The sequence below is a fragment of the Paenibacillus wynnii genome, from assembly GCF_030812855.1.
Classification (GTDB): Bacteria; Bacillota; Bacilli; order Paenibacillales; family Paenibacillaceae; genus Paenibacillus_AQ; species Paenibacillus_AQ wynnii_A.
On the sequence record NZ_JAUSTK010000034.1, the window covers coordinates 47,214 to 56,383 of the forward strand.

General features: G+C 28.7%; 8 protein-coding genes. All 8 read left to right on the plus strand.

The window, feature by feature from the left end; all coding sequences use genetic code 11:
• The 8 genes from J2T20_RS22600 (at position 1) to J2T20_RS22635 (ending at position 9,067) form a co-directional block, all read left to right on the plus strand.
• Positions 1-783, plus strand: a complete 783-nt coding sequence (locus tag J2T20_RS22600; protein WP_307591784.1) for a glycosyltransferase family 2 protein — start codon at positions 1-3, stop codon at positions 781-783.
• 25 nt (positions 784-808) lie between these two features.
• Complete coding sequence (locus J2T20_RS22605) at positions 809-1,963, plus strand: glycosyltransferase family 4 protein (RefSeq protein ID WP_307591786.1); 1,155 nt, start codon at positions 809-811, stop codon at positions 1,961-1,963.
• A 2-nt stretch (positions 1,964-1,965) separates the two neighbouring features.
• Complete coding sequence (locus J2T20_RS22610) at positions 1,966-2,895, plus strand: glycosyltransferase (RefSeq protein ID WP_307591788.1); 930 nt, start codon at positions 1,966-1,968, stop codon at positions 2,893-2,895.
• An 11-nt stretch (positions 2,896-2,906) separates the two neighbouring features.
• Positions 2,907-4,064, plus strand: a complete 1,158-nt coding sequence (locus tag J2T20_RS22615; RefSeq protein WP_307591789.1) for a glycosyltransferase — start codon at positions 2,907-2,909, stop codon at positions 4,062-4,064.
• A gap of 9 nt (positions 4,065-4,073) precedes the next feature.
• Entirely contained in the window at positions 4,074-5,348 is a 1,275-nt protein-coding gene (locus J2T20_RS22620) for an O-antigen polymerase (protein WP_307591790.1), read from the plus strand.
• 22 nt (positions 5,349-5,370) lie between these two features.
• Positions 5,371-6,807 carry an oligosaccharide flippase family protein gene (locus J2T20_RS22625; RefSeq protein ID WP_307591791.1) on the plus strand — a complete coding sequence of 479 codons (1,437 nt, stop codon included), beginning with the start codon at positions 5,371-5,373 and terminating at the stop codon, positions 6,805-6,807.
• A 41-nt stretch (positions 6,808-6,848) separates the two neighbouring features.
• Positions 6,849-7,886, plus strand: coding sequence for an acyltransferase family protein (locus J2T20_RS22630; protein ID WP_307591792.1), 1,038 nt, complete (start codon positions 6,849-6,851; stop codon positions 7,884-7,886).
• Positions 7,887-7,996: 110 nt separating this feature from the next.
• On the plus strand, positions 7,997-9,067 hold the full coding sequence (locus J2T20_RS22635; protein WP_307591794.1) for an acyltransferase: 1,071 nt from the start codon (positions 7,997-7,999) through the stop codon (positions 9,065-9,067).
• Positions 9,068-9,170: the final 103 nt, after the last annotated feature.

The window sequence follows — 9,170 nt, forward strand, 5'->3', positions numbered from 1 at the left end:
ATGAGTGGTGTAATTGAAAAAAATTCTTTAATCAGTATTATAATGCCAGCTTATAATTCTGGGAAATACATAGAAGAAGCAATAATTTCAGTTATCTCTCAGTCTTATCAATGTTGGGAACTTATAGTAATAGACGATTCCTCAATGGACAATACAGTTAAAATAGTTGAAGATTTGGCTAGTAAAGATAGCCGTATTCATTTACATGAAAATAAAAGTAATCAAGGGGTATCAGCTTCTAGAAATAGAGGGATTTCACTTGCCAGTAGTGAATGGATCGCCTTTTTAGATAGTGATGATATGTGGGATAGATTCAAATTAGAGAAACAAATAGGTTTAGTTGAAGAATCAAATGCTGAATTTGTGTTTACTGGATCCTCGTTTATAAATGAAAAGGGTGACAACTATCTAGGAATATTTGAAGTTCCAAAAAAGGTAAGTTATAAGGAGTTAAGAACACATAATGTAATATCCTGTTCATCAGTTCTTATAAAGAAAAGGTTTTTCAATGAAATTAAAATGGAGAAAGATGATATGCATGAAGACTACGCCGTTTGGTTAAGAGTGTTAAAAACAGGTGTATGTGCTTTCGGTATCAATGAATCTCTTCTTGTTTATAGAATATCTCGTAATTCTAAATCAGGTAACAAGATTAAAACTATAAAAATGACCTATATGGTATTTCGATTTATTGGCATTAATCCTATTGGTTCTGCTTATTTTATGATGAGACATATATTTGGATCAATTAAAAAATACAGGAACATTAAATTAAATGTGTAACAAATATAGTTAAGCGAGGTTTATTATGTATAACATTAAAGTGATAACGAAAACTCGAGGATTTTGGATTAATTTATTTGAGTATAAGTTCGAAACTATCAAGTTTCATTATAAATCTAGTGGACTATTTGAAGTACCAAGTAAAACAAGGTTCTTATTGCACAAAATTATAAATTTTAAAGTGTTTGACACTTTAGGTCTATTTTTTAGAAGTAATGCTCTTGAGAGTGATGAGGATGCTAATTTTAGTTACAATAGATTTTTAAAGTCCGATAAACCTTACTTTATTGGGTTAGAAAATCCAACTGCATTGGTTCACTATAGTGATACAAGAATGAGAACTTACATTAGTAAAATTCGATTAAGTAGATACTTTAACGATTCAAATTTGAAGGGGATTGTTTGTTTATCAATAGCTTGTTATTCAACGATGAAGAATTATTATGATCTTCCAACTAGCCTTAACTTGTATCAGGTATATCCGTTGGTCGAAGAAAATATTAATGTTAATAAAGAATATATTTCGAGAAAAAGCAATGAGTGTATTCTGGAGTGTTTATACATTTCTTCAAATTTCGAACTTAAAGGTGGAGATGATATTCTCGAAGCCTTTAACAAACTTAAAAAAAATGGATATAATAAAATTCATTTAAATATAATAACGAAAATAGATAGTTTAACACTTGAACAAAGAGCTATTATTAATAATAACAGTAGCATTGATATTTATGATTTTAAATTCTCAAAAAAAGAGTTATATGAATTTTATCAAAAGGCAAATATACTATTAAACCCTACTAGAATGGATAGTTTTTCGCTTGTTACTCTAGAAGCGATGAAGAATGGATGTACCATTGTTGGTACTGATATATACGCAATTAAAGAAATGGTCACTGATGGTTCAAATGGTTTCTTAACACAACCAAAATATAAATATTGGAATAATGAAAATATGATAGATCATTACATTAAAACTCACCCTAACAAAACGTTTAACTCAAAATATATAGATATGAATATTATTGATTTTTTATATGAGAAAATCACCTATTTATATAGCAGCAGAAAAACTCTTGAAGTGATGTCAATGAACTCATTTGAAAGATCAACAACAGGTGAATTTTCAAATCAAAGTATTGCTGATAAATGGAAACATATAATTGAAGATGTAGGAGTTTAGATATGATAGGTATAGTTATTTTGAATTTTAATAGCTGGGACGAAACTCATAAGTGTTTATTAAGTATTTTTAATAGTCAATCTGAATTAAAGTGGCATATATATTTGGTTGACAATGCCTCGAATATCCCAATGCCAGATAAAATAAGCAAAATGTTAAACCCTATTCAAATTACATATTTGCCCTCTCCAATCAATAAGGGATATTCTGGGGGGAATAATATTGGCGTTACCAACGCTTTGAATGACCAATGCGAGGAAATACTAATTGTGAATAATGATGTGGTATTTATGAAAGATAGTATCTCAAACCTAAAACAATATCTGAACCAGAATATAAATGTAGGTATTGTTGGTCCCAAAGTTTATTTACCTAATGGGTCAATTCAATTAATCAATTGTGGAATAAAGATGGGTATGAACGAAAAATATATGTACTTATTAAATAAAACACCACTTAGATTTTTAGTCAGTAATTTTATTAGAGATTTTAACGCCTTAGATAAAGATTTATCAAAACCTTTTAAGGTTTATGCTGTGTCTGGTTGCTGTTTTATGATGAGTAAAGAATGTGCGACAGAAATAACACCATTTGATGATAGTACATTTTTATATGAAGAAGAGAATATCATTGGATATAATATGGAGATGGCAGGTTATGAAACCGTCTACTGTACTAACAGTGAGGTTATTCATGCACATGGTCAAAGTACTAAGAACATGAAGGCATTTTCGTATTCCTGTTTTGTAGAGAGTGAATTATACTATTCGAAAAAATATCTAAAAAGCACTACAGTGAAAGTTCTTCCTTTATATGCAATTAGAACTTTTAAATATCTATTCTTTTGTTTTACTGAAAAAGATTACCGAAGAAATATTTCGCTGTATTTTTCGAAAACTCTAAGAATGCTAAAGAAAAAGCATATAAATTAAGGAGCAATTATATGGATGTTAAAAGTAAGAGTGTTAAGGGTTTGTATATTGCATTTGAATTTGAACCAAATAATACTATACCTATCAGTGAAGAGACTAATGGAATCGTGAAAAAGATTAGAAAGCAAATAGAATCCTTCGAAAATAAGAAGTTTAGTATAGATTTTTGGAATCCATATAGTGGAAGGAAACATTCCCTGAGAAGAATAATGAGAAGACTTCCATTTTACTTTTTGAATTCATGGAAATTTGATTATTCTAAAGCCTCTGAGTATAGCTTTATTTATATTAGGAAGGCTTGGTTTATGGATGGGGATTTAATCAGGTTCTTAAAGAAGTTTAAGAACTACTCAAGTCACACAAAAATCCTATTAGAAATACCTACATATCCATATGATAATGAAGGAAAACATTTAAATATATTGCCACTTATTATTAAGGATAAAATTTGGCGTAGAAAATTGCATCACTATGTTGATCGAATAATAACATATTCGAATGATGAGGTAATTTTTGATGTTGAAACTATTCAAGCTTCGAACGCAATAGACTTAAGTGAAATAAGCCCTAGAAACTTCACTGAAATTAAAAATAAAAATGTAATTAATTTAATAGCTTGTTCAAGTTTATACTATTGGCATGGATATGATAGAGTTATAAAAGGATTAAATACATATTATACAAACAAAAAAAACCATGACCCTATTGTTCGATTTCATATTGTAGGTGAAGGTGAAGAAGCAGAAAAATATAGAGAGATGATTAGCACTTTTAATCTTTCAGACTATGTGTATATGTATGGAAAGTTGTCGGGACGAGCTTTAGATGAAGTGTATGACATAAGCGATATTGGACTTGATAGTATGGGACGCCATAGATCAGGAGTTTATTATAACAGTTCATTAAAGGGGAAAGAATATTGTGCAAAAGGTCTTCCTATAGTATCGGGCGTAAGCACGGATTTGGATGGAGATACTGAATATTCATATTATTTACGTGTTCCAGCAGAGGATAAGGAAGTAGATATTTATGATATAATAAATTTTTACAATGCTATTTACAAAGAAAAAGACCCGAAAGTTATAAGTGTTAATATTAGAGATTATGCAAAACAGCGCTTTGATTTTCCAGTAGCCATGCGAGAAATAATAGAATTCATTACTACTTGAGGAGTTTATATGATATTAATTATTTTTGCATTAGTATTATGTGCAATGTTATATGGCTATTTTAAGGAACATAATATATATAATCCATTATTTTTATTCTGTGGTTTTATTGGGTTTATTTCATTATTGGCTTCCTTTCAGTTTTATGGAATGAATAAAACAAGTGATAAAGCATATTTTGTTATTATTCTTGGAATTTTGGGATACATTTGTGGCATTGGCTTCTACAAGATAGTATTTGGTAGATTGAAAACATCTATAAGCGATGTTGTAATAGAGCACAATAGAATAAATACAAAATTATTGTTTGTAGCAGTTCTTAGTATGACAATATTTAGTGCTTACCGGTTTGCCAACATATTACCATTATTACTCCAAGGTTATGCACTTGATTATATAAGATTAGTTTACTTTGGAGTTGAATTCGATGGAATAGGTATTAGTCATATAACAGCTGTCATTGAAATGTTTTTGAATTTGCCACTACTTTATGCAATTATTGCTATAATCGTTATTGATTTGATTTCTGGGAAGGAAAGGGAAATAGGTAATTTCACTTTAACTTTAGTGATTATTTGGATTTCTCTTGCGACAATTGTTAGTGGGGGACGTGCCACCATTTATATAGTGGCAGTTGAATTATTTTTTGCTGCTTTAATTCTAAAGCGGAACCTTAAACTCAGTAAAGGGACGAAAACTAGTATTATTCTCATCATAATATGTGCGATAGTATTTATGTTTTTAATGACAAGCAATAGGGCTACTAATGGAGAATATGATATTTTATATTCGTTATACACTTATTTTAGTGGAAGTATGCCACACATGAGCTATCGATTAGATACCATTGATTTTTCAAACCAGTATACATATGGTATGACCTTTTTTTCTGGACTTCTTCGCCCGTTAATGCTTATTTATAAGTGGATTTCTGGTAGTTTTCCAGATGTATATCAGATGACCCTTGACATAGGTGTTCAGCTGCAGACTGCTGTTGACATTGGAACTGGGAAGTCTTTTAATGCCTTTGTACCTTCATTTTTTTATTTCTATTTTGAATATGGATATATTGGAGTTGTTTTTGATTCAATTATTTATGGAGTTGTTTGTCAGTACTTTTATATAAAAATGAAGTTGAAAATGTCCAAAAGGAATATTGCACTTTATCTTTTGATTATTCAAGGTATGTTAACATCTATGATTAGGTACCCATTTATATTGGTTTATTATACTTTTGCATTTTTTATAATAATAATGTTTTATAAAAAACAAGATAAAATTTAAGACTAAGAAGGATTAACAAAAAATGAGTAATGTTAAGAAAAATTATTTATATAGTGTATGTTATCAAATGTTAAATATTATTTTACCAATAATTACTGCACCTTACTTATCAAGAATAATTGGTGTTGAAAATTTAGGGATATATTCATATACTCAATCAATTGCAAATTATTTTGTTTTGCTAGCTATGCTTGGTTTAAATAATTATGGTAATAGATCTATTGCAGCTATACGTGAGGATAGAGACAAAACCAGCAAGACCTTTTGGAGCATATATTGTATTCAGTTTACGAGCTCAATAATAATAATAATTGTTTATATGGTATATCTAGGATTTTTTGCAGCTAATGTTACATTAGCTTTAATATGGTCTCTATTTATTCTGGCAGCATTATTTGATATTAACTGGTTATATTTTGGCCTAGAACAATTTAAACTAACAGTTACCAGGAATATTGTTATTAAGTTAATATCAGTTGTTCTGATATTCGTTATGATTAAAACAAAAGAGGACCTTTGGATTTATACACTTATAATTTCATTGAGTATGTTAGTAAATCAATTAGTATTATGGCTCTTTATAAAAAAGTATATTGATATTTCAAAAGTTACCTTTCATGATATAAAAAAGCATATTAAGCCTTTACTAGTGCTATTTATACCAGTTATTGCTGTAAGTATATATACAATTTTAGATAAAATCATGATTGGTGCGTTAAGTACAATGGAAGAGAATGGATTCTTTGAAAACGCACAGAAAATAATGATTGTCCCAACAGGCTTGATAACAGCACTTGGTGTAGTTATGTTACCGAAAATCTCAAATTTGGTTACGAAGGGAGATTTCACTAAAATCAAAGGCTACATTTCTATGTCTATGCTATTTACTAGTATGTCATCATTACCAATAGCCTTTGGTATTGCTGGGATTGCCCCGATTTTTGCTCCAGTATTTTTTGGTACTGATTTTATCCCCTCTGGTGTATTAATGACACTTTTATCTATTACCGTTGTTTTCATAGCATGGGCAAATGTAATAAGGACACAATACTTAATACCAAATTATAAAGATAAAGTTTATGTAGTTTCAGTTATTATAGGTGCAATAATTAATATAATTATTAATGCATTGTTGATTCCTGATTACGGGGCTAGAGGTGCTGCAATAGGTACGGTTATTGCTGAATTTTCGGTAGCCTTATATCAAACTTGGGCTGTACGCAATCAATTAGATATTGCCGATTATATCAAGAATAGCGTACCGTATTTAATAATTAGTGTATTTATGTTTATTACAGTTAGATTTATCGGGAAGTTAATGGAACCAACCATATATACATTAATACTACAATTACTCATTGGAATTGCTATATATCTATTACTAAGCTTCCTCTACATTAAGAAATCAAAGAATCCTTCAGCGAAACTGATCCTAAACAGAGTATTAAAATTAAATTAACATCTTTTTGGTTTTTATTTCGGAAGTGAGGTTTCAATTACATGGAAGAAAGCACCTTGATTAACAAACCGAGGCTAGACCATATTGATATATTTCGTGGTATAGGAATTATATATATGATAATAGGTCATGTGCGATTTGGTTGGACTGTAGATAAGTATATTCATGGTTTCCACATGCCAATGTTCCTTTTTATATCAGGATACTTCTTCAACATAAAAAGGTATAACTCTATTAAGCAATTAATACGAAGAAAAGCAAAAAACCTCTTGGTACCCTATTTATATTTTGGATTAATTCACTATCTAATATGGCTATTTTATATAGGAATAAATGAGAAGCTTGATTTACTAAAATATTTATCGAACCTATTTTGGATAAATACGTCTGGAGAAATGCCTATTGCAGGTGCTCTTTGGTTTTTAACATGTTTGTTTTTGGTTGAGATTTTATTCTTCTTTCTGACTAAGGTGTTAGTTAAAAGAGCATGGATCGCTATTGGTATTTCTATAGTTTCTTTAGCAGGCAGCTTAATTCCCAGATATTTAGATATACGGTTTCCTTTTGCTGGGGATGTTGCAATGGCAGGTATTGGTATTTTTTATGTGGGTAATTTAGTTAGAAAATATTCAGAAGATCATATGTATATAAAAAAATTGAATATAACAATTTTCAAAACTTTAGTTTTATTTTTAATAAGTGGGCTTTTAATTTTTGTTAATGGATATGTGAATATGCGAACAGCTGAATATTCGATTATTCCTCTTTTTTATATTAATGCAATAATAAGTATCCTTGCTTACTGGAACATCAGTAAGCTATCTACAATAACTAATTTTATATTAGTGAAAATTAGTGTAAATATATTGAAATACATTGGTAAAAATTCAATTATCTATTTGTGTTTAAACCAACTTGTAATTCTTTTACTTCAGCAATTTTCTAGTTTCGTTTTAATTGATTCAGTTTTAATACTCTTGTTCATTAGAACTCTAATATTTATATCATCTATTTTGCTACTTTATATGTTAACTGAGTTTATAACTAAAACTAAAATTAAATTCCTAATTGGAAAGTAATTGATTCTGATATTGTGATCATTTAACCTAATAAAATAGAAAATAAAACAAGATACATTCATAACATTTATGCATCACATTTAGTCATAAATATATTAAGGAGAAAGAATATGAAAAAAGATTTGAATATTGAATTATTAAGGATTATTCTAATGCTCTTTATTATTATGCATCATTTGCTGTTAAATGGTTTTGGTTTAAGGGGTATAACTATGAATAATTATGACCAACTAAATATTTTATGGGGGGGGATTAATGCTTTCCTAGTTGTGGCAGTCAATATATTTTTTATTATATCAGGTTATTATTCAATTAGAATTAGTATGAAGAAAATTGTCAATATCGCACTAATGGTCTATTTCTACTTTATACTTATTAGTTTATGTTTTGTTTTATTAGGTAAAGAACAAATAAATATAGACTTAATAAAAAGCGTGATTTTCCCTATAAGTTCATATTGGTTTATTTTAGTCTATATTATTTTAAGTGTTTTCTCACCCCTGATCAATAAAATGCTCGAGAATTGCAATAAAGTTATGCTCACACATTTTTTGATAAGTGCGGGATTAATTTTTTGTGTTTATGGTTTTATAATTGAGAACCCGACGATTGGGGTGAATAATGGATACTCTTTAATATTTGCTTTTTTCCTTTATATCATTGGTTACTATTTGAGGCATCATTTTAACAGGAATAAAAATAAGTATGTATTTTTACTAGTATATTTCGTTATAAGTGGATTTAATGGCTTGTTGGCAATGCTTTTTATATTTTTAGATAAAGGGACAGTTGCATGGACCCTATATAATTATAACAATCCCTTAGTTGTAATAGGTTCAGTCTCATTATTTTTATATTTTAAAGATTTGAATATTGAAAATAATAAATTAAGTAGAACTATATATTATGCTAGTAATAGCGTTTTGGCGGTATATATAATCCATTCATCATCAAGCGTTGCGACATATTTCAATCAATTTCTAAGGAATTACTCAATTAAATTAAATTTCTTATTAAATACTGTGTTTTTACTATTATATTCTATAGCAATTTTTTGTGTATGCGCCTTTATTGAAGAAATGGTAAGGAAAAAGTTGTTTTTAAATATATTTAACAAGTTTTCAAATAATATATCAAATAAACTAACTAAATTGATAAATAACTTAATTCAAGATATCTAAATAAATAAGCTTCCTCGCTGTAGTGAATGCCCGATGTCTGTTTACTAGAGGAGTTGTCGATACTGCCTAGTAAATAACTTTAATAGGTGGTAATGACGATGTG

Coding starts and splice junctions, on each gene's coding strand:
- J2T20_RS22605 (WP_307591786.1), top strand. CDS start 809: ATGTATAACATTAAAGTGATAACGAAAACTCGAGGATTTTGGATTAAT.
- J2T20_RS22600 (WP_307591784.1), top strand. CDS start 1: ATGAGTGGTGTAATTGAAAAAAATTCTTTAATCAGTATTATAATGCCA.
- J2T20_RS22635 (WP_307591794.1), top strand. CDS start 7,997: ATGAAAAAAGATTTGAATATTGAATTATTAAGGATTATTCTAATGCTC.
- J2T20_RS22630 (WP_307591792.1), top strand. CDS start 6,849: ATGGAAGAAAGCACCTTGATTAACAAACCGAGGCTAGACCATATTGAT.
- J2T20_RS22620 (WP_307591790.1), top strand. CDS start 4,074: ATGATATTAATTATTTTTGCATTAGTATTATGTGCAATGTTATATGGC.
- J2T20_RS22625 (WP_307591791.1), top strand. CDS start 5,371: ATGAGTAATGTTAAGAAAAATTATTTATATAGTGTATGTTATCAAATG.
- J2T20_RS22615 (WP_307591789.1), top strand. CDS start 2,907: ATGGATGTTAAAAGTAAGAGTGTTAAGGGTTTGTATATTGCATTTGAA.
- J2T20_RS22610 (WP_307591788.1), top strand. CDS start 1,966: ATGATAGGTATAGTTATTTTGAATTTTAATAGCTGGGACGAAACTCAT.